Below are 19,724 nucleotides of genomic sequence, written 5' to 3'. Positions count from 1 at the left end.
GGAGCCTATGCCGAACTCAGCAGCGCCGATCATGGACGAAAAGACCCTGCGCTGGATGCCTTGGGTCATCGCCATCGCATTCTTCATGCAAAGCCTGGACGGCACGATTCTCAACACCGCCTTGCCGTCCATGGCCCGTTCACTGGCGGAAGACCCGCTGCGCATGCAGTCGGTGGTCATCGCCTACATGCTGACCATTGCGCTGCTGATCCCGGCTTCGGGCTGGATCGCCGACCGGTTCGGGATCAAGCGCATCTTCTTCAGCGCCATCCTACTGTTCAGTTTCGGATCATTGCTGTGCGCGCTGTCCTGGTCACTGAACGTGCTGGTAGCCGCCCGGGTGATTCAGGGGCTGGGGGGCGCGCTGATGCTGCCCATCGGGCGCCTGATCGTATTGCGCGCCTATCCGCGATCGGAGCTGGTGCGGATCATGGGCTTTATTACCGTGCCGGGCCTTTTGGGTCCGTTGCTGGGCCCGACGCTTGGCGGCTGGATGGTCGAGTACCTGAGCTGGCACTGGATTTTCCTGATCAACATTCCTGTCGGCATCCTCGGTTGCTACGCCGTCAAACACTTCATCCCTGATCTTCCGGGAGGCGGTCGAACGCGGTTTGACGGCGTCGGCTTCATCCTGTTTGGCGCGGCGATGGTATTGATCACCATTGCCCTAGAGGGCCTGGGCGAGTTGCACCTGCCGCACATGCGCGTGGTGCTGTTGCTGTTTGCCGGAATGGGCTGTCTGGCAGCGTATTGGCTGCGTGCCGGGCACATCGAATCGCCATTGTTTGCCCCTTCACTGTTCCGTACCCGGACGTTTGCGGTCGGCATCATGGGCAACCTGTTCGCCCGCCTGGGCAGCGGTGCCCTGCCGTTTCTGGTGCCGTTGCTGCTGCAGGTGGCGCTGGGGTATTCGCCGTCTCAGGCAGGCATGAGCATGTTGCCGCTGGCGGCCGCTGGCATGTTCGCCAAGACCATCGCCCGCTGGCTGATCGAGCGGCTGGGCTACCGCATGATTCTGACCGGCAACACACTGCTGCTGGGCATCCTCCTGGCCAGCCTGGCGTTGGTGGATGTGCAAACCCCATACTGGGTGTTGCTGGCCCATCTGGGACTGCTCGGCGCCGTCAACTCCTTGCAATTCACGGCCATGAATACGGTCACCCTGATCGATCTGGACGATGCCAGTGCAGCGAGTGGCAACAGCCTGCTTTCGGTGGTGGCACAGCTGTCGCTGAGTCTTGGCGTGGCAAGCGCAGCAGCCTTGCTCGGGGGGTTCAGCGAAGAAGTTACCACCGGCGAGGTCAGCAGCATGCTGGGGGCATTTCAGCTGACATTCCTGAGTGTCGGGGTGCTGGCCATGTTTGCGGCAGGTATTTTCCTGCAATTGCCGGCAAAGGAGCCCAGGATGGCAAAAGCCTGATTGACAACAGCCCGCAACTGGAGCAAATCTGCAAAGCGAATTCCCCTGGAAAACAGGGGTTTTACCCGAAAAAACAACGAAATTGAGTATCCGACCAGATACATTGAAGAACCTGGACAACCGGCCGACACTTTTATAGCACTAAGCCACTGTGGTCTCTTGTAAGCATGGGCCGCATGATGCAACCTTGCCTTACGCGAAAGTGGGGTTTATCCCCGTCGCGACTAGTATTCCGGAAGCGAGTTTGTTCATGAAAAGCCAAACCGATGCTGCCGGTAGATCCGCAGCCGAGGTAGTGACGCAATTGCCAGTGCCTTCGCGCCTGGGCATGCTGCGTTTCGAGCGGCTGAATGAAGCCAATTGGGCGCTATTGTTTCTCGATCCGAATTGCGAAAGGCAGTTCGGGCTGGCAGCTGTTGACCTTTGCGCCTTGATTGGATCCCCTTATGCCAGCCTCATGGAGCCGGAAGCACGTTATCAACTGCACGATGACATCCAGCTGCAACTGGCCTCTTCCCCGAATTACCTGATCCGCTACACCCTTCACAGCCCCAAAGGCCCCCTTGGCCTGCTGGAAATCGGCGAAGCGTACAAACAGCACAACCGGCATCTGTTACGTGGTTACTTTCTGATCGTCGAAGACCTTGTCACGACTGGCGAACCTGTCACGGACTCCGATCTGGAAACCCGCAACCTGCGACTGCAGATTGCCCTGGAACTCAACCAGCGCGCCCAGCGCGACCAGTTTGCCCACCTGGAACGCGTGCGCGCCCAGCAGGACCTGATCCTGCGCCTGACCCGACACCGCTACACCACGGCCAATACCTTGCTCGAAGCGGCAGAGCTGATCACCAAAAGTGCTTGTGATATCTACGATGTCGACCATGTCAGTATCTGGAACCTCAACGACAAACGCCTTGAGCCGATCACCGACTACAGCCGTGAAACCGGCGACTACCAGTCTCGCACGCCGGTGGATATCAGCCCTTACCCCACCTACCTGCAAGCGCTGAATACCAGCCGGGCGATCGACGCCAGCAATATCCAGACTGACCCACGCACCTGCGAAATGGCCAAAAGCCTGAATCCTGGAGAAACCAGAGCGGTGCTCGATGCCAGTATTCGTATCGACGGGCAGGTGATCGGCGTGCTGTGTCTGGAAGAGTCCGGCACGACACGCGAGTGGCAGTCCGACGAGATCGCCTTCGCCGGCGAACTGGCTGACCAGTTTGCGCAGGTCATCAACAACCATAACCGTCGCGCCGCGACCAACGCGCTGCACCTGTTCCAGCGCGCGGTCGAACAAAGCGCCAACGCCTTTCTGCTGGTCAACTGCAATGGCGTGGTCGAGTACGTAAACCCGAGTTTCACGGCGATCACCCAGTACAGCTCGGAGGAAGTCTCCGGGCACAAGTTGTCGGAATTGCCCGCACTGGAAAACCTCAACCAGTTGCTGCTGGAAGCCAACTCCAGCCTGACCAACAGCAACAGCTGGCAGGGCGAGTTCAAAAGCCGGCGCAAGAACCTCGAACCCTACTGGGGCCAGCTGTCGATTTCCAAGGTGTATGGCGACAATCGTGAGCTGACGCACTATATCGGCATCTACGAAGACATCACCCAGAGCAAGCTGGCCCAGCAGCGCATCGAGCGCCTGGCGTACACCGACAACCTCACCAATCTGGGCAACCGTCCGGCCTTTATCCGCAATCTGGACGAACGCTTTGCCCGCGACACCGATACGCCGATGAGCCTGTTGCTGGTCGACATCGATAACTTCAAGCGCATCAACGACAGCCTCGGCCACCAGACCGGTGACAAACTGTTGATCAGCCTGGCGCGGCGCCTGCGCAACACCTTGAGCCCGTCCGATGTATTGGCGCGCTTTGCCAGTAACGAATTTGCCGTACTGATCGACAACACCGATCAGGAAGCCGGACAGGCCACCGCCACACAAGTGCTGGCCACGCTGGACAAGCCGATGTTCGTCGACAATCAGCTGATCAGCGTCACCGGCTCGGTGGGTCTTGCCTGCGCGCCGCTGCACGGTCGTGACCCGCAGACCCTGATGAAAAACGCAGGTCTGGCCCTGCACAAGGCCAAAGCCAACGGCAAACATCAGGTTCAGGTGTTTACCGAAGCATTGAATGCCGAGGCCAGTTACAAGCTGTTCGTGGAAAACAACCTGCGCCGCGCCCTGACCCAGAACGAGCTCGAGGTGTTCTATCAGCCCAAGCTGTGCCTGCTGACGGGTCGTCTGCTGGGCATGGAGGCGCTGTTGCGTTGGAATCATCCTGAAAAAGGCATGATCCGACCGGACCAGTTCATCAGCGTGGCCGAAGAGACCGGTCTGATCATCCCCATCGGCAAATGGGTCGCGCGTCAGTCCTGCCGCATGAGCAAGGACCTGACCGCTGCGGGGTTCGGCAACCTGCAGGTAGCCATCAATGTATCCCCCAAGCAGTTTTCCGACCCGGAACTGGTGTCATCGATTGCCGCCATCCTCAAAGAAGAAGAGCTTGACCCCTCCCTGCTGGAACTGGAGCTGACCGAGGGCCTGTTGCTGGAAGCGACAGAAGACACCCGCCAGCAACTGGACTCGCTGAAGAAACTCGGCCTGTCACTGGCCATGGATGACTTCGGGACCGGTTACTCGTCGTTCAGTTACCTGAAGAAATTCCCCATCGATGTGATCAAGATCGATCGCAGCTTCATCCGCGATATTCCGGATGATGAAGACGACATGGAAATCACCTCGGCGGTCATCGCGATGGCTCACAACCTCAAGCTCAAAGTGGTTGCCGAAGGCATTGAAACCGCGGCTCAGCTGGCCTTTCTGCGGCGCCATCGCTGCGATGTCGGCCAGGGCTATCTGTTCGACAGACCTATCCCCGGCGAAGAGCTGATAGAGAAGCTGAAGCGCTATCCTCGTCGCCCATCCGCCTGACAACCTTCCCTGCACCCCGCTCTCTCGGGCACACTGTCCGCCTGTTATTGCACGGCAGCACTTGTTTCTGCGTGTAACGGGACCTATGTATTTGTATTGATCATCTGTCCTGGCCCCGCTGCCGATCTCCACACGAGAGGATATGGTTCATGACTTTGCGCTCGGAAATTCTAGTGAACAAAAACGTACTGCCTACCGCCGAACAAGCACTGCCGGGTCGTGAAACACCAATGGCGCTTCCGGAAACCCACTTCGTCAACGGCAATCCGCTGTTGGGGCCGTTTTCGAGCAATGTCGAATTCGCCATCTTCGGCATGGGTTGCTTCTGGGGCGCAGAACGTCGTCTGTGGCAACAGGACGGTGTGGTGAGCACTGTCGCCGGCTACGCAGGCGGGTTTACTCCGAACCCGACTTACGAAGAAGTCTGCTCCGGGCTGACCGGCCACACCGAAGTGGTACTGGTGGTCTACGAGCCAGCAAAAATCAGCTACGAAGACCTGCTCAAAGTGTTCTGGGAAGTACACAACCCGACTCAAGGCATGCGTCAGGGCAATGACATCGGCACTCAGTACCGTTCGGTGATCTACTGCACCACTCCCGAGCAGCTCGACGCCGCCAAAGCCAGTGCAGAGACCTTCCAGGCGGAACTGAACAAGGCCGGTCTGGGCAGCATCACCACCGAAATCGAGCAGGCACCGACGGTTTACTTTGCCGAAGCCTACCACCAGCAATACCTGGCCAAGAACCCACAGGGCTACTGCGGGCTGGGCGGCACGGGTGTGTGCATGCCGGCTTGAGACACGCCCCTGCCGGGGCGTCAGGAAACGGGCTTCTGCCCGGAGGGCGTAGGAGCGGACTTGTCCGCGATGGGCTGCGAAGCGGCCCCAAAACCGGCCAACTCGGCTGTATCTGATGCACCGAGGCAGGCGGTTTTGCTGCCGGTTCACGGCAGATCGCGAACCAGCGAAGCGTTGCACGGTACGCACCTACATGCCCTACACAGTTTTCTGGGCTTGCCAGGATCTGTGTACAACGCTGAGTGCTCCGCATGGGCACGCAGTGATGGATGCAGGCAAGCCTACTCCGCAATCAACCAGTCCATCTTCCAGCCGCCCTGGGTCTGGCCCAGTTTCTGGGCGAGGTACGGCATCAGCTCGCGCAATTCTTCTTCCAGACCCCAAGGCGGGTTGGCGATGGCCAGGCCTGAACCGTTGAGGCTGGCCGGTGTGTCCAGCGGATGGACGAACAGTTCAACGCGCAACAGCTTGGGCGCGCCGGTTTCTGCCAGGTCCTGATAGAAGCGGCGCAGCAGGCGGGTATCCTTGATCGGGTACCAGATCGCCGCCACTGTCTGACGCATGCGCCCGATGGCTTCCTTGAGCGCAACCGCGCAACGCTTCATTTCATCGAGTTGCTCGAATGGCGGGTCGATGAGCATGACGGCACGCTTTTCCGCCACGGGCAGCAAGGCGCGCGGGACATGCCAGCCTTCCCCAAGATGCACCGCCACACGGCGGTCGCCTTTCATGTTCTCCTTGAGCAGACGCCCGTCTTCGGGGTGCTTCTCGTTGAGCAGCACACGCTCGCGCTCGCGGGTCAGGCGGCGGGCCAGCTCCGGCGAACCGGGGTAGTAGCGCAGCTCGCCATCCGGGTTCATGTCGTGCAGCACTTGCAGATAGTCGGACGCCAGCGCAGGCAGGTCCGTGGCGTTCCACAGACGGCCGATACCCTCCAGCCATTCTCCAGTGCGCGTGGCCTGATCGCCTTTGAGGTCGTACAGGCCGAGCCCGGCGTGGGTGTCGAGATAGGCGAACGGCTGCTCCTTGCGCGCCATCAGGGCGATCAGGCGAGTCAGGGTCAGGTGTTTGAAGACGTCGGCGTGGTTGCCGGCATGGTAGGCGTGACGGTAATTCATGGCAGCTCCTGGCAAGCTGCGCAGTTTAGCAAACCTGAGCAATGAACAAGAATTTGTAACGAATTTGCGGGACTGGTCTCTTTCACTTGAAGGAAATTTCCGAGAAACTCCCGGCCCCTTGTGCCTGCCTGTTTCGATCTCTACTCTGCGCCCGTCGCTGCATATTCAGCGGTGAGGATTAGTAGCCCTCGATGTGATTAGGCGCAATGCGCCACCTTGTGCAAGGCGCTTGTTTACGGCCTGCATCTTTATGGTGGCCGTGCGTGGGGCGTCTTCGGATGCACCGGTTCCTAATCACCGGGCTACTACCTGCGTGCGGCCGCCACCTTCGATTAGTAGCCGAAGTGACGACCTTCCAGTTATTGATTAGGAGTCTCACATGCTAAAAATCGTCCCCGATCCGCCCCTCTTCACCGTCAGCGCCAACGCCAGCCAGGAAGACGCTCTGATGCATGCCAGCGACCTGCTGCGCTGCGCCGCCACCAGCGCCTGTGAATTCAGCGACAGCATGACCGGCACCCAGCGCGACATGACGCTTTCGATCATGCACTTGGTGGAAATGGCCAAGGTCATGGTCGACAGAACCATAGACAACCTGCAAACCGACTGACCGCATGAACTGAAAACGACACACTTGTAGCCAATCCTGCCACGCACGACAGGCAGGGGTTGCCCGCAGGCGGTTGTCCTTCCAGAATCGGAACAAGCCCGATCAAAGGAACAGACGTCATGATGCACGCGGATTTGATTGACCAGGAAGACCTGCTCGGCCAGCTCAGAGCCCTGGGCTTCGAAGCCCCCGGCGGCGCAACCGCTGAACAAGCCTGCGCAAACGCCGTCTGCGGCCTCAACGCCGAACGCGCGACCGCCTTGCGACGTCTGGTAGAACAACTTCTGACCGGCAGCGCCACCCTCCTCCCCGCCGTGCGCCAGGCCATCGACCAGCAACTGCTGCCCGCGCTGGCGGCTTATAAGCAGAGTCACATTGGATCTTAGCCGGTGGGCGCCCTCAAGAACGTCTATCGTACCCATGCTCCGTGTGGGTATGCCGTTCGTGACCCTTTGCGCCACACAGTTTCAGGCGTGCTCAGTACTCAATCCGCACATCGCCCTTCGGCACGCTGCAGCAGGACAGAATGTACCCCTCTGCAACATCTTCGTCGGTAATGCCGCCGTTGTGCTCCATCTCGACTTCACCGCTCAGTTTCATGACCTTGCAGGTTCCGCAGATGCCCATGCCGCAGGCTTTGGGGATCATCAGGCCGAGTTTGGCGGCGGCGGCATGCACGGTTTCGCCCGGCCCGACGCGGATGCTCTTGCCAGTGTCGGTGAATTCCACCTGATGCAGGTCGGCGATGTCGATGTCGGGCGCGTCGGCGGCGATTTCGGCCTGCTCGACGGCATCTGCCCTGGCCTCGGGCGGCGTCGCACCGAACGACTCTTCATGGTATTGCGCCATGTTGAAGCCGTTCTCCTGCAACAGACGCTTGACCGCTGTCATGTACGGCGTCGGTCCGCAACAGAACACCTCACGGTCCATGAAGTCCGGGGCCATCAGCTCGAGCATTTTCTGGTTCAGGTAGCCGCGATAACCGGCCCACGGCTCGCCCAGACCATGCTTTTCACAGACCAGGTGCAGGCTGAAATTGTCGATCCGCGAGGCCATGTGCTCCAGCTCGCGGTGGTAGATGATGTCTTTCGGTGAACGCGCGCTGTGCACGAAGACCATGTCGACGTTGGCGTTGGTGTCGTAGAACCAGCGCGCCATGGACATCACCGGCGTGATGCCGACCCCGCCGCTGAGGTAGAGAATCTTCGGGTTCGGGAAGTCGATGGCGTTGAACAGCCCGACCGGCCCGTGTACCGCCAGCTCCTGTCCTTCAATCAGCGTGTCATGCAGGTAATTGGAAACCTTGCCGCCCGGCACGCGTTTGACGGTGATCGAAAAACTGTACGGCACCGACGGCGAGCTGGAGATGGTGTAAGAGCGCATGATCGGCAGGCCGTCGATCTCCAGCTCCAGGGTCACGAACTGGCCCGGCTTGAAGAAGAACATGATCGGCTGGTCGGCCATGAAGCAGAACGTGCGCACGTCCCAGGTTTCCTGGATGACTTTGACGACACGTACCAGGTGACGCCCGTTGGCCCATGTCTGGGTCGTGACCGGGCTCAGGAAACTTTGGGACATACTCGATCTCCACGGCCGACTGTCGGCCTCTCATGCTGCGGATTCTGCGTAACGCGCGAGACGGCCATTTACCTATCAACGACATTCACGTACTTACCGCGACCAGCCCCGTGCAACAAGGCCTGTCGCGTCGGGAACGGATGCGGCCATGTCGCCCATGGATAAGGTTCGCTGCGCGCCCGGCTCCACACTCGCCACCAAGGGTCATAAGCATGGTCGACTGATCTATCGTCATGCGTGAAACGCGATCACACCCGTATCAGCCACATTCGCAGGCCGCCCATGCCGCGGTCATGAGGGATTTAATCGATGGACGTCACCGCAACCTTGAGCCTGGGCGATCCGCTGGAACCTGCACGCAAGGCCACTGCCGAGATGCTGCAGAATCGCGAGCGCACGTACTCGCTGCCGCAGCCTTTCTACAGTGATGAGCGACTGTTTGAAATCGACATGCAGGAAATCTTTCACAAGGAGTGGCTGATTGCCGGGATGACGTGCGAAATCCCGACCAAGGGCAATTACCTGACGCTGCAGATCGGCAAGAACCCGATCCTGGTCGTGCGCGGCCCGGACGGTGTCGTCAACGCATTCCACAACGTATGCCGCCATCGCGGCTCGCGCCTGTGTACTGCCGAGAAAGGCAAAGTCGCCAAACTGGTTTGCCACTATCACCAGTGGACCTATGAGCTGGACGGTCGTCTGCTGTATGCGGGCACTGAAATGGGCGACGACTTCGACATGAAGCAGTTCGGCCTCAAGCCGGTGCACGTCAAGACCGCAGGTGGCTACATTTTCATCAGCCTCGCGGAAAACCCGCCTGCCATTGACGAGTTCCTGTCGACGCTGCGGCACTACATGGAACCGTATGACATGGAGAATACCAAGGTGGCCGTGCAAACCACCTTGATGGAAAAGGCCAACTGGAAGCTGGTGCTGGAAAACAACCGCGAGTGCTATCACTGTGGCGGCTCGCACCCTGAATTGCTCAAGACGTTGCTGGAATGGGACGACGTCACCGACCCGCGTGCCGATCAGGCCTTCAAGGATCATGTGGCCGCGTCTGCTGCTGCGTGGGACGCCGAGAAAATCCCGTACGCCCACGCCAGTTTCGGCCTGCGTAACCGTATCGTGCGCATGCCGCTGCTCAAAGGCACCGTGTCGATGACCATGGACGGCAAGGTCGGCTGCAAGAAACTGATGGGCCGCATTCAGAACCCTGACCTGGGCTCGATGCGTATTCTGCATTTGCCGCATTCCTGGAACCACTGCATGGGCGATCACATCATCGTCTTCACGGTGTGGCCGATCAGCGCGCAGGAAACCATGGTGACGACCAAGTGGATTGTCCACAAGGATGCGGTCGAAGGCGTGGATTACGACGTCGAGCGTATGCGCCAGGTCTGGGACGCCACCAATGATCAGGACCGTCGTCTTGCCGAAGAAAATCAGCGCGGCATCAACTCCAGCGCCTATCAACCCGGCCCTTATTCGAAAACCTATGAGTTCGGCGTGGTCAACTTCGTCGACTGGTACAGCTCGCGCATGCTGGAAAACCTTGGCGCAGAACCTGCGCCGTATTTGAAGGGTGTGGCGGTGAATCACGAATAGAGATTGCCCCCGCCAACGCGACCCATCAAGTCAGACTCACTTCATTCACGAAGTGAGTCTGAACTGACCACGCCGACACAAAAACCCTCGCGCCGATACCGTCATTTCTGACAGTTACCCAAAAAAATCTTTCGTGATCAACTCCCGTTGCAGTCAATCCAACGGACGGAGACACGGACCATGCTCACCCCAAAAAACATTAATCAATATAAAAATAAAACAGTCGATGCAGCCTCGGCCATGCCGGACATAAGAGGCAAAAATATTCTCATGGGGTTCTGGCATAACTGGCCTTCCGAACCCGGTCAAGGTTACCAGCAAGGCCTGTTCAAAGAGATGGCGCTGACCGACATACCCGAGGCGTATAACGTCGTGGCCGTGGCCTTCATGAAAGGTGCCGGCATTCCTACATTCAAGCCTTATAACCTGAGCGATGCTGCGTTTCGCACCCAAGTGGCAGCACTGAATGCACAAGGACGTGCGGTGCTGATTTCTCTTGGCGGGGCTGACGCGCATATTGAGCTATATACCGGTCAGGAAGATGCACTGGCCTATGAAATTATTCGTCTGGTTGAAACCTATGGCTTTGACGGCCTGGATATCGACCTTGAACAAGCTGCTATTACCTTTGCCGATAACCGGACCGTATTACCCGCTGCGTTGAGGATGGTGCGCGAACATTACGAGACAGAAGGAAAGCACTTCATTATCAGTATGGCCCCCGAGTTCCCCTACCTGAGGGCCAGCAAAAAACTGCCGATATTGAAAGAGATCACGACGTATTTTCCTTTTCTGAAAGAATTTGTAACCTTTCTCGACTCCCTGAGATCCGGCGGTGCCTACCTTGCTTACATCAATGCGCTGGAAGACATCTATGACTTTATCGCGCCTCAGTATTACAACCAGGGCGGCGATGGCATATGGGTCGATGAGCTGAACCTGTGGGTCACTCAAAACAACGACGCCCATAAGAAAGAGTTTCTTTACTACCTGACCGACAGCTTGATCCACGGTACGCGTGGCTTCACTAAAATTCCGGCCGACAGGCTGGCCATTGGTCTACCGACCAACAATGACGCCGCCGCCACCGGTTACGTGGTTGATCCGCAGGACGTCAAGGATGCACTGCAAGAGCTGGAAGACGCCGGCAATTCGATCCGCGGGCTGATGACCTGGTCGGTCAACTGGGATGCCGGGAAAGACAAGGATGGCAAGGAATACAGCTGGGAGTTCGTGAACCGCTACGGTTATCTCACCAGTGGTGAAACGCCCGTACCGGACAAGCCTTCAGTACCCACTGACCTCAGATCAACCGAGCAAACCCCAACGTCGGTGAAACTGGCCTGGTCGCTTTCGGAAGGCACGAACCCGGTTCTGAAATATGAAGTGCTCCGTAACGGCACTCTCTTCTTTACGGTGAGCCGTCCTGACTTTGAAGATACCGGCCTTCAGCCCGGCACCACTTACAGCTACCAGGTACGTGCCATTGATGTCATGGACAACACCTCGGCATTCTCCACAGCGATCAGCGTGAGTACCCAGGCAGGGAGCGGCGGTGGTGCGAAACCGACAACACCGGTCTTGAGCCTGTCAGGCGTCACCGATAAAAGTGTGTCGCTGACATGGACAGCGTCTACCAGCGATAGCCCAATCAACAGGTATCAAATTGACCGGGACGGCTGGCCTACTACAGCGCTCAGCGGTGAAACGTATGCGTTTACCGATGAAGAACTCACCCCGGGCCGTACGTATAAATACCGCGTTGTGGCAAGAGACGAAGAACTTCAATGGTCAGAGGTCAGCAACCTGATAGAAGTCACAACCGATTCGGAACCCTATAAACCTTCATTACCTGTCGACTTCAGGGCAACCGGGCGGACCACCACATCGATAACGCTGGACTGGAGTGTTTCGACGGATGCCAGCGGTCCGTTTCACTATGAGCTGTTCCGCAAGGGTGTTTCGATAGGCGAGGGCAAAGCTCCTCCCTTCACCGACGAAGGCCTTCTGCAAAGCCGCCTTTATGATTATCACATCGTCGCGACCGACAGTATGGGTAACAGCTCAGGACCCTCTGAAAAACTTCTGGCCACTACAGACTCCGAGGCGTCCAATGATCGACCTGCGCCACCGGGCAACTTGCGTCAGACAGGTGAGACCACCACCAGTGTTTCACTGGCATGGGATGCACCTGCCGGGGGTACTGCCGTTGACGTCTACCGTGTCTACAGTTTCGACGCGCCTGCTGTGACCGTCGATTCAACCATACTGACCTATACCGTCAGAGGCCTGACCCCAGGCAAGACCTATCAGTATCTGGTCGGTGCACGCGATAAAGATCTAGAACTGTCTGGGCCCAGCAACGTTGTGCAGGCCTCGACCAGCGACGCATTGCCTGAATGGGACGATGATACTGACTACGTGAAGGGGAATAAGGTGATGCATGCGGGTGCCTCTTACATCTGCATCAATTCTCACCATTCACAACCAGACTGGGCGCCGGGCACCGTGCCGACGTTATGGGCGCCCTGGACCGAGCAAGCAGGCGGCAGAGGTTTCCGCGACTGGCCCAAAGAATGGCAGTGAGCCTCATGCGTACCGGCTCTGGCTCGTAAACAGACGGTGACGATGTCATAAATGAACGACTTATCCACAGCGCCCAAAAAGCGTTTATGGATAAGTCGTTTTTTCATGGGCCTGGAAATAGTCAGGACAACAACGACTTACCATGGAACACCTAAGTCACAGAGCCTGTATGTTTTTTAACCAAATCTCTGTAGAGCTTAATTTCATTGGGCTACAGACGAGCACGAACACCTTATCCACAGAAACGCCAACAGACTTTGGGTACAACTTCGTCCCAATCACACGGCCTGCTGTGGACAACGTATAAAATGGCTGAAAAACCACCCGAATGAACGAACGCTGCACGCAAAACCCTGCTTTGATCATTTTTAATACAAAACCTCCAAAGCCTTTATTTACAAGGCCTGCAGGCAATCACAAACAACTTGTCCACAGGCACGCGCACAGAGATTGTGGGCAAACCCAGTGGCTGGCAGATGGCAGCGCGCATTTATCCACAAAAAAATGCAATGAAAATAAAGAGTTAGATTGATCGTTTTTTGAGCACCACTCCAAAAGCCACGTTCTACAAGCCCTTCAGACGTTCACGAACACATTATCCACAGGCACACGCACAGGGATTGTGCGTAAGTCTTCCCGAAAAGAATATTGGTCAAGGCCGTACAGGCGTGACGTTCGAACGAGCCATTTTGCTACCCACCACCATTTCGAGTTTCAACCGCCGTTACGAAAACGCGGATGTCAAAGTCGAGGTCAGCAATGGCGGTGATCTGGACGGGAGTATTTCGTATGCCTACTTCCAGCCTCTCTCCGAGCAGAAAGGCAAACCGCCCACCAAAGAGGGCAGCACAAGACCTTAGCCTTACTTTACGACGCCCTCATCGATCAACAGCTTCAGAATCGCGGCTGCTCCCTCTTCAGGGCGCAGCCCCTTGAGCACCTGGCCCCCGCCGCCACTGGCCTTGGCAGTGGCGGCTTTCATGCGATCAGCGCCGCTCTTGGCTTTGATGACCTTCAAGCGTTTGGGCCGCGGTCTGGCTGGCTGCAGCGCTTGATCCGTCAACAACTCATCGGCCACTACCTGAACGCTTTCGGTGTCCAGCGTGCCACGCTGTGCGGGTCCGAATGCGCTCTGTCGAGGTTTGGGAGCGGCGTTATCCACAGTGGCCAGAAACGGCAGACGAACCTTCAGCCGGCGACGCTGGCCGCGAGGCAGAGCCTGCAACACCAGTGCGGTGCCGTTGTTCAACGACTCGACTTCAGCCAGACCGGTCACCAGTGGCCAGCCCAGCCTTTCGGCCAACAGAAAGGGCAGCATCCCCGACCCTTCACCGGTTTCAGCCTGACTGCCGGCCAACACCACCTGCGCGGCAGAATCCCGGAGGTAGTCAGTCAACGCAACCAGCGCATCGGCGCCCTCGGGTTGCTCCAGCACATGCAGCTCGTTGAGCCCCATGCCAAGGTAAGCGCGCAGCGCCGGTTCTTCGGCATTGCCGGCGTGCAGTACCTGCAAGTTATCCCCAGCCAGCTGCAAACCAAGCTCGACGGCCCGCGCATCCTGTTCGGCGCGGCGCGCACGACCTGATGTCGGGTGCGCCCCGATGGACACCAGACTGATGATCTGTACCGCATGCTTATCCACAGACACATCAGGCTGCATCACGCTTACCTCCGCTGCGCCAGGCTTCGACTGCGGCGATCAGTGCCGTAAGTACTTCGGCGCTCTCGCCGATGACCGATAGATCTGCACGCTTGACCATGTCGCACCCCGCATCCAGATTGATCGCAATGACCTTGTCACAGGCGCCGATACCCTGCAGATGCTGGATGGCCCCGGAAATACCGACGGCGACATACACCCTTGCGGTCACCCAAGTGCCACTCGCGCCTACCTGCCGCTCGCGGCCCATGAAACCATCGTCCACTGCGACCCGCGACGCCCCTTCGGTGGCCCCGAGTGCCGAAGCGGCCTGATGAAACAGGTCCCAGTCTTTGACACCATTGCCGCCAGACAGAATGAATTCGGCTTCAGCCATGGGGATAGCTCCGGGATCGACGGCAACCGCTCCCAGGTCCTCTATCCGCGGCAGACTGCGCGCCACGCCTGTGGACAACTCGACAGGCACTACCTCGTGACGGGTATCGCTGACCGGTTCAGCGCACTCTACAGCGGCCAGAATCAGACGGGCCAGAGGCCGAACCAGGTCTTCGCGACCGGCACCTGCGCGACTTATGCACAGCTGGTCCTTGACCTGCCAGACCCGCGTTGCAGGTCGCTCGCCGATGCTGGCGGCAAAACGTCTTCCCAGTTCGCCACCGCCGGTGCGGCTGTCCGGCAGCAGCCAGTGGCGCGGGTTGAACTGGTTATCCACAGCTCGCAAACCCTGCACGCGCTGTTCCGGTGAATAACCGTCGAACCCGGCACCATCGATAACTAATAACCGATCCACGCCAGCAACGTCGAAAGCAGTTTCCTTGTGTTCGCCGAACACCACCGCCAGCACGGCACCGTCGGCCCCCGCCAGCTGACGCGCCAGCCCCAGCAAGTCGCGGTCGTGGCTGCTCAGGCGGCCGCCGACCATATCGGGCACCACCGTGATATGGAACGCTGGCTCGACGATGGTATGCAGCGGCAACTGCACATCGGCAGCGGCCGAACGCTTAACCGTGCCGCCCTGCTGAGCGCCGCTGCGGTCGATACGCTTGATGCCGTTGGGACCGATAAAACCCAGGCCGTGCACGTTCTTGCGCATCAGGCCGTTCGGCCCCATCCAGCGGCTCTGCGCCGGCTGCATGGCCGCATGCAATGGGTGCAGTCGATTGCGGGCAATCCACTCGGCGCGCGGATCACGGCGGATAATGTCACTCATCAGAGCACCTCCGCGGGTTCACGTTTGGCAGGCGCTGGCGTGTTGGGGATAACTTCCTCAATCAGCGCATCGGCGACCAGTTCGGCAATGTCCTTGATCAGTGGTCGCGGCTCGACAACGCCTTCGAGCATGGCTGTGCACTGTGGACAACCTACCGCAACCAGCTCGGCAGCCGTCTCACGAATGTCGTCCATGCGCATGTCAGGAATCCGCTGTTTGCCGGGGATATCGGTGATCGGCGCGCCGCCACCACCGCCACAGCAGCGGGAACGAAAGCCCGAGCGATGCATTTCCCTGATTTCTATACCCAGTGCACGCAGCACTTCACGCGGCGCCTCGTATTCACCGTTGTAACGCCCCAGGTAACACGGATCGTGATAAGTCACGCTGGCGCCTTTGTGCTGGCCCAGCGTCAGGGCGCCGCTGCGCACCAGCTCGGCCATGAAGGTGCTGTGATGCTGCACCTGATAGTCACCGCCAAAAGCGCCATATTCGTTTTTCAGCACATGAAAGCTGTGTGGGTCGCAGGTCACGATACGTTTGAAATCGTAACGGGACAGGGTCTGAATGTTGCGTAGGGCGAGCATCTGGAAGGTCGCTTCATCACCCAACCGCCTGGCCACATCACCGCTGTCGCGTTCTTCGAGGCCCAGCACGGCGAAATCCACCCCGGCCGCCTTGAGGACTTTGACGAACGCGCGCAGGGTGCGTTGATTACGCATGTCGAACGCGCCATCACCGACCCAGAACAGCACATCTACGGTTTTTTTCTCGCTGAGCAATGTCAGGTTCAGATCGGCCGCCCAGTTCATTCGCCCGCCCGGTGCAAACCCGCCGGGGTTGTCGGTGGCGATCAGGTTGTCCAGCACCTCGGCGCCCTTGTTCGGCGTAGCGCCCTTTTCGAGGGTCAGGTGGCGGCGCATGTCGACGATGGCATCGACGTGCTCGATCATCATCGGGCACTCTTCGACACAGGCTCGGCACGTGGTGCAGGACCACAGCGTTTCGGCGTCCACCAGCCCGTTGACGATGGGCTGATGCGGATTACCACCATGCTCGCCCAGTGGCTTGCCTTTGCCGTCCAGCGATGGATAGGGACTGCCGGCAAATTTTGCGTCGGTGCCCCCGACAAGGCCGACCACCATGTCCTGAATCAGCTTTTTAGGGTTGAGTGGCTGGCCTGCGGCAAACGCCGGGCAGGCCGCTTCGCACTTGCCGCACTGCACGCAGGCGTCGAAGCCCAGCAGTTGGTTCCAAGTGAAGTCCTGAGGTTTCTCCACGCCCAGCGGTGCGGTTCGATCGTTCAGGTCCAAAGGTTTCAGGCCCGTGGAACGTCCACCACCAAAACGCTCGGCACGCCGGTGCCAGGCCAGGTGCAGCGCCCCGGCGAAGGCGTGCTTCATCGGCCCGCCCCAGGTCATGCCGAAAAACAGTTCGCTTACGCCCCACAGCACGCCCAGCCCGAGAACAGCGACCAGTACCCATCCGCCGAAGTGCTCGGGAAGAATGCCCGCCACTGGCAACGAGACCAGAAAGAAGCTCGCGGAAAACGCCATGAGGCTTTTCGGCAGGCGCATCCACGGGCCTTTCGACAGACGCGCAGGCGGATTGAGACGACGACGATAGACAAACACCGCACCGACGAACATCACCGCCGTCATCAACAGCAGTGCGTAACCAAGCACGCGGTTATGCACACCGAAACCGTGCACCAGAATCGCCAGCACAATCGAGGCCACCGCTCCGCCCGCTGTGGCCACGTGGGTGTTGGCGATGTATTTGTCACGCGCGACCACGTGATGCAGATCGACCATGTACCGCTTGGGCATGGCCAGCAGACCACCCAGCCAATCGACTTTCGACGACCGACCGTTGCGCCACAGGGTTGCCCGCCTCCAGGCGCCCAGCGCCGCAAGGGCCAGGGCGCTGAACAGCAGGATCGGAAGAAGGGTGTCTAGCATCTGAAGCTCCAGGTACCAAGCGGTCTTGCAGTCCGGGTGACGCTTCGTTGATTCGCAAAAACCGTGGATCAGACAACCCGCATGTCGGCTGATCTATCGCATTCGCGAACCCGTTCGCTCCCACGGCCTGCGGCCGGAATCAAAGACAGGCGAGCCTTAAAAGTCCTTGCACAGCCGCAAGCCGTCATAGATCGCCGCGTGGGTATTACGCTGCGCCACGCAATCGCCGATACGAAACAGCAGATAACCGTCACCCGGCTGGCTCAACGATGGCTGTGGCTGAATGGCGAACAGCGCATCGATATCGATCTGGCCCTTGTTGCGCGAGCCTTCCTTGAGCGCGTAGTAGATCGCTTCGTCGGGACGCACGCCGTTTTCCACCACCACCTGATCGACGACCCGCTCTTCCTTGGCGCCGGTGTATTCGTTTTCCAGCACCGCCACCAGCTTGTCGCCCTCGCGATAGACCTTTTCCAGCATCATGTCGCCGGTCATGATCACTTCCTTGGGGTACATGCTGCGGTAGTAGGTCGGGAACGAGGTTCCGCCAATCGCCACGCCCGGCTTGATGTCATCGGTGACGATTTCGACCTGGCAGCCCTTGTCGGCCAGAAAATCGGCCACCGACATGCCGGTGAACTCGCAGATGGTGTCGTAGACCAGCACGTTCTTGCCGGGCGCCACCTTGCCGTCCAGCACATCCCAACTGCTGACCACCAGGCCTTCAGCCGCCCCCCAGTGTTCGTTCTGCTCAAGAAACGGGTGACCGCCGACCGCGAGCACCACGATGTCGGGCCGCAGATCGAGAATGGTTGCCGCATCCGCTGCGGTGCCCAGACGCAGGTCGACTTTCAGGCGCGCCAGCTCCAGCTGGAACCAGCGCGTGATGCCAGCGATCTGGTCGCGTTGCGGTGCCTTCGATGCGGTGGTGATCTGCCCGCCGATGAAGTCCTTTTTCTCGAACAGGGTCACATCATGTCCGCGTTCGGCAGAGACCCGTGCGGCTTCCATCCCGGCAGGACCGGCACCGACCACCACGACCTTGCGCCTGGGTCCGGCGGATTTCTCGATGATGTGCGGCACGCCCATGTATTCGCGGGACGTGGCGGCGTTCTGGATGCACAGCACATCCAGCCCTTGATACTGGCGATCGATGCAGTAGTTGGCACCGACGCACTGCTTGATCTGGTCGATCTGGCCCATCTTGATCTTGGCGATCAGGTGCGGGTCGGCAATGTGCGCGCGGGTCATGCCGACCATATCGACATAGCCACCTTCCAGAATTCGCGTTGCCTGGTTCGGGTCCTTGATGTTCTGCGCGTGCAGCACCGGGGCCTTGACCACTTCCTTGATCCCGGCCGCCAGGTGCAGGAACGGCTCCGGTGGGTAACTCATGTTCGGAATAACGTTCGCCAGGGTGTTGTGGGTGTCACAGCCCGAGCCCACCACGCCGATGAAATCGATCATGCCGGTGTCGTCGTAATACTTGGCGATCTGTTTCATGTCCTCGTGGCTTAGGCCATCGGGATGAAACTCGTCGCCACAGATGCGCAACCCTACGCAGAAGTCGGGGCCGACTTCCTTGCGCACCGCCTTGATCACTTCCAGGCCGAAGCGCATGCGGTTCTCGAAACTGCCACCCCATTCATCGGTGCGCTTGTTGACCCGCGGGCTCCAGAACTGGTCGATCATGTGCTGATGCACCGCCGACAACTCGACGCCATCCAGACCACCGGCCTTGGCACGCGCCGCAGCACTGGCGTAGTTGCCGATCACCCGCCAGATTTCCTCGGGCTCGATGGTTTTGCAGGTTGCCCGATGTACCGGCTCGCGAATGCCCGACGGCGACATCAGGGTCGGCCAGTGATCGCCATCCCAGCGCGAGCGACGGCCCATGTGGGTAATCTGGATCATGATCTTGGCGCCATGCTTGTGCATGGCGTCGGCAAGGTTCTGGAAGTGCGGGATGATTCTGTCGGTTGCCAGGTTGACCGATTTCCACCAGCCTTGCGGGCTGTCGATGGCCACGCTTGAAGAGCCGCCACAAATGGCCAGGCCGATGCCGCCCTTGGCTTTTTCCTCGTAGTACTTCACGTAACGATCCGTGGTCATGCCGCCATCGGTGGCGTAGACCTCGGCGTGCGCAGTGCTCAGCACGCGATTGCGGATGGTGAGCTTGCCGATCTGGATCGGCTGGAACATCGCTTCGAAAGCCATAACCCGATCCTCGAT

The 19,724-nt window shown here is 59.1% G+C and carries 14 protein-coding genes; 8 read left to right on the top strand and 6 right to left on the bottom strand.

Features of this window, described 5'->3' with window-relative positions:
* The first annotated feature begins 7 nt into the window (after nt 1–7).
* The 3 genes from mdtD to msrA all read left to right on the top strand — a co-directional run bounded on the left by mdtD (nt 8) and on the right by msrA (nt 5,161).
* Complete coding sequence (mdtD, locus tag ACW55A_RS15790) at nt 8–1,420, top strand: multidrug transporter subunit MdtD (protein ID WP_455808603.1); 1,413 nt, start codon at nt 8–10, stop codon at nt 1,418–1,420.
* Between the two features lie 250 nt (nt 1,421–1,670).
* Nucleotides 1,671–4,364, top strand: a complete 2,694-nt coding sequence (locus ACW55A_RS15785; protein WP_003372574.1) for a bifunctional diguanylate cyclase/phosphodiesterase — start codon at nt 1,671–1,673, stop codon at nt 4,362–4,364.
* 149 nt (nt 4,365–4,513) lie between these two features.
* Entirely contained in the window at nt 4,514–5,161 is a 648-nt protein-coding gene (gene msrA / locus ACW55A_RS15780; RefSeq protein ID WP_003432504.1) for a peptide-methionine (S)-S-oxide reductase MsrA, read from the top strand.
* A gap of 281 nt (nt 5,162–5,442) precedes the next feature.
* Here the strand turns inward: msrA and ACW55A_RS15775 are convergent, their stop codons facing one another.
* Nucleotides 5,443–6,279 (bottom strand): 23S rRNA (adenine(2030)-N(6))-methyltransferase RlmJ, encoded by an 837-nt coding sequence (locus ACW55A_RS15775; protein ID WP_003432503.1) that lies wholly within the window; start codon nt 6,277–6,279, stop codon nt 5,443–5,445.
* 379 nt (nt 6,280–6,658) lie between these two features.
* Here ACW55A_RS15775 and ACW55A_RS15770 point away from each other — a divergent pair, with 379 nt between their 5' ends.
* Nucleotides 6,659–6,889 carry a DUF6124 family protein gene (locus ACW55A_RS15770; protein WP_455808602.1) on the top strand — a complete coding sequence of 77 codons (231 nt, stop codon included), beginning with the start codon at nt 6,659–6,661 and terminating at the stop codon, nt 6,887–6,889.
* Between the two features lie 119 nt (nt 6,890–7,008).
* A complete protein-coding gene (locus tag ACW55A_RS15765) occupies nt 7,009–7,275 on the top strand; it encodes a hypothetical protein (RefSeq protein ID WP_248672716.1) in 267 nt (88 codons plus the stop codon).
* 91 nt (nt 7,276–7,366) lie between these two features.
* Here the strand turns inward: ACW55A_RS15765 and gbcB are convergent, their stop codons facing one another.
* Nucleotides 7,367–8,467: a glycine betaine monooxygenase reductase subunit gene (gbcB, locus tag ACW55A_RS15760; RefSeq protein WP_003372583.1), complete on the bottom strand. Its 1,101-nt coding sequence runs from the start codon at nt 8,465–8,467 to the stop codon at nt 7,367–7,369.
* Nucleotides 8,468–8,776: 309 nt separating this feature from the next.
* Between gbcB and gbca the strand changes: the two genes are divergently transcribed.
* The 3 genes from gbca to ACW55A_RS15745 all read left to right on the top strand — a co-directional run bounded on the left by gbca (nt 8,777) and on the right by ACW55A_RS15745 (nt 13,521).
* The gene (gene gbca, locus ACW55A_RS15755; RefSeq protein ID WP_003432500.1) at nt 8,777–10,075 is read left to right on the top strand and encodes a glycine betaine monooxygenase oxygenase subunit; all 1,299 of its coding nucleotides are present in this window, start codon (nt 8,777–8,779) and stop codon (nt 10,073–10,075) included.
* 180 nt (nt 10,076–10,255) lie between these two features.
* On the top strand, nt 10,256–12,661 hold the full coding sequence (locus ACW55A_RS15750) for a fibronectin type III domain-containing protein (RefSeq protein WP_498811429.1): 2,406 nt from the start codon (nt 10,256–10,258) through the stop codon (nt 12,659–12,661).
* Between the two features lie 668 nt (nt 12,662–13,329).
* Nucleotides 13,330–13,521, top strand: a complete 192-nt coding sequence (locus tag ACW55A_RS15745; protein WP_455808598.1) for a hypothetical protein — start codon at nt 13,330–13,332, stop codon at nt 13,519–13,521.
* 2 nt (nt 13,522–13,523) lie between these two features.
* Here the strand turns inward: ACW55A_RS15745 and etfB are convergent, their stop codons facing one another.
* From etfB to dgcA, 4 genes are all read right to left on the bottom strand, one after another.
* On the bottom strand, nt 13,524–14,321 hold the full coding sequence (gene etfB, locus ACW55A_RS15740; protein ID WP_455808619.1) for an electron transfer flavoprotein subunit beta: 798 nt from the start codon (nt 14,319–14,321) through the stop codon (nt 13,524–13,526).
* On the bottom strand, nt 14,311–15,531 hold the full coding sequence (etfA, locus tag ACW55A_RS15735; protein ID WP_455808596.1) for an electron transfer flavoprotein subunit alpha: 1,221 nt from the start codon (nt 15,529–15,531) through the stop codon (nt 14,311–14,313). Before etfA ends, etfB begins: the two co-directional genes overlap by 11 nt.
* The gene (dgcB, locus tag ACW55A_RS15730; protein WP_455808595.1) at nt 15,531–17,492 is read right to left on the bottom strand and encodes a dimethylglycine demethylation protein DgcB; all 1,962 of its coding nucleotides are present in this window, start codon (nt 17,490–17,492) and stop codon (nt 15,531–15,533) included. Before dgcB ends, etfA begins: the two co-directional genes overlap by 1 nt.
* Nucleotides 17,493–17,648: 156 nt before the next feature.
* Entirely contained in the window at nt 17,649–19,709 is a 2,061-nt protein-coding gene (gene dgcA, locus ACW55A_RS15725; RefSeq protein WP_003432483.1) for a dimethylglycine demethylation protein DgcA, read from the bottom strand.
* Nucleotides 19,710–19,724 lie beyond the last annotated feature (15 nt).

The sequence above is a fragment of the Plantibacter cousiniae (nom. nud.) genome (assembly GCF_977070315.1).
The sequence above is the reverse complement of the archived record's forward strand: the minus strand, read 5'-3'. Positions and strand labels throughout refer to the sequence as shown.

Excerpts from the sequence above, each read along its gene's own strand:
- mdtD (WP_455808603.1), top strand. The coding sequence starts at position 8 with ATGCCGAACTCAGCAGCGCCGATCATGGACGAAAAGACCCTGCGCTGG.
- ACW55A_RS15785 (WP_003372574.1), top strand. The coding sequence starts at position 1,671 with ATGAAAAGCCAAACCGATGCTGCCGGTAGATCCGCAGCCGAGGTAGTG.
- msrA (WP_003432504.1), top strand. The coding sequence starts at position 4,514 with ATGACTTTGCGCTCGGAAATTCTAGTGAACAAAAACGTACTGCCTACC.
- ACW55A_RS15775 (WP_003432503.1), bottom strand. The coding sequence starts at position 6,279 with ATGAATTACCGTCACGCCTACCATGCCGGCAACCACGCCGACGTCTTC.
- ACW55A_RS15770 (WP_455808602.1), top strand. The coding sequence starts at position 6,659 with ATGCTAAAAATCGTCCCCGATCCGCCCCTCTTCACCGTCAGCGCCAAC.
- ACW55A_RS15765 (WP_248672716.1), top strand. The coding sequence starts at position 7,009 with ATGATGCACGCGGATTTGATTGACCAGGAAGACCTGCTCGGCCAGCTC.
- gbcB (WP_003372583.1), bottom strand. The coding sequence starts at position 8,467 with ATGTCCCAAAGTTTCCTGAGCCCGGTCACGACCCAGACATGGGCCAAC.
- gbca (WP_003432500.1), top strand. The coding sequence starts at position 8,777 with ATGGACGTCACCGCAACCTTGAGCCTGGGCGATCCGCTGGAACCTGCA.
- ACW55A_RS15750 (WP_498811429.1), top strand. The coding sequence starts at position 10,256 with ATGCTCACCCCAAAAAACATTAATCAATATAAAAATAAAACAGTCGAT.
- etfB (WP_455808619.1), bottom strand. The coding sequence starts at position 14,321 with ATGCAGCCTGATGTGTCTGTGGATAAGCATGCGGTACAGATCATCAGT.
- etfA (WP_455808596.1), bottom strand. The coding sequence starts at position 15,531 with ATGAGTGACATTATCCGCCGTGATCCGCGCGCCGAGTGGATTGCCCGC.
- dgcB (WP_455808595.1), bottom strand. The coding sequence starts at position 17,492 with ATGCTAGACACCCTTCTTCCGATCCTGCTGTTCAGCGCCCTGGCCCTT.
- dgcA (WP_003432483.1), bottom strand. The coding sequence starts at position 19,709 with ATGGCTTTCGAAGCGATGTTCCAGCCGATCCAGATCGGCAAGCTCACC.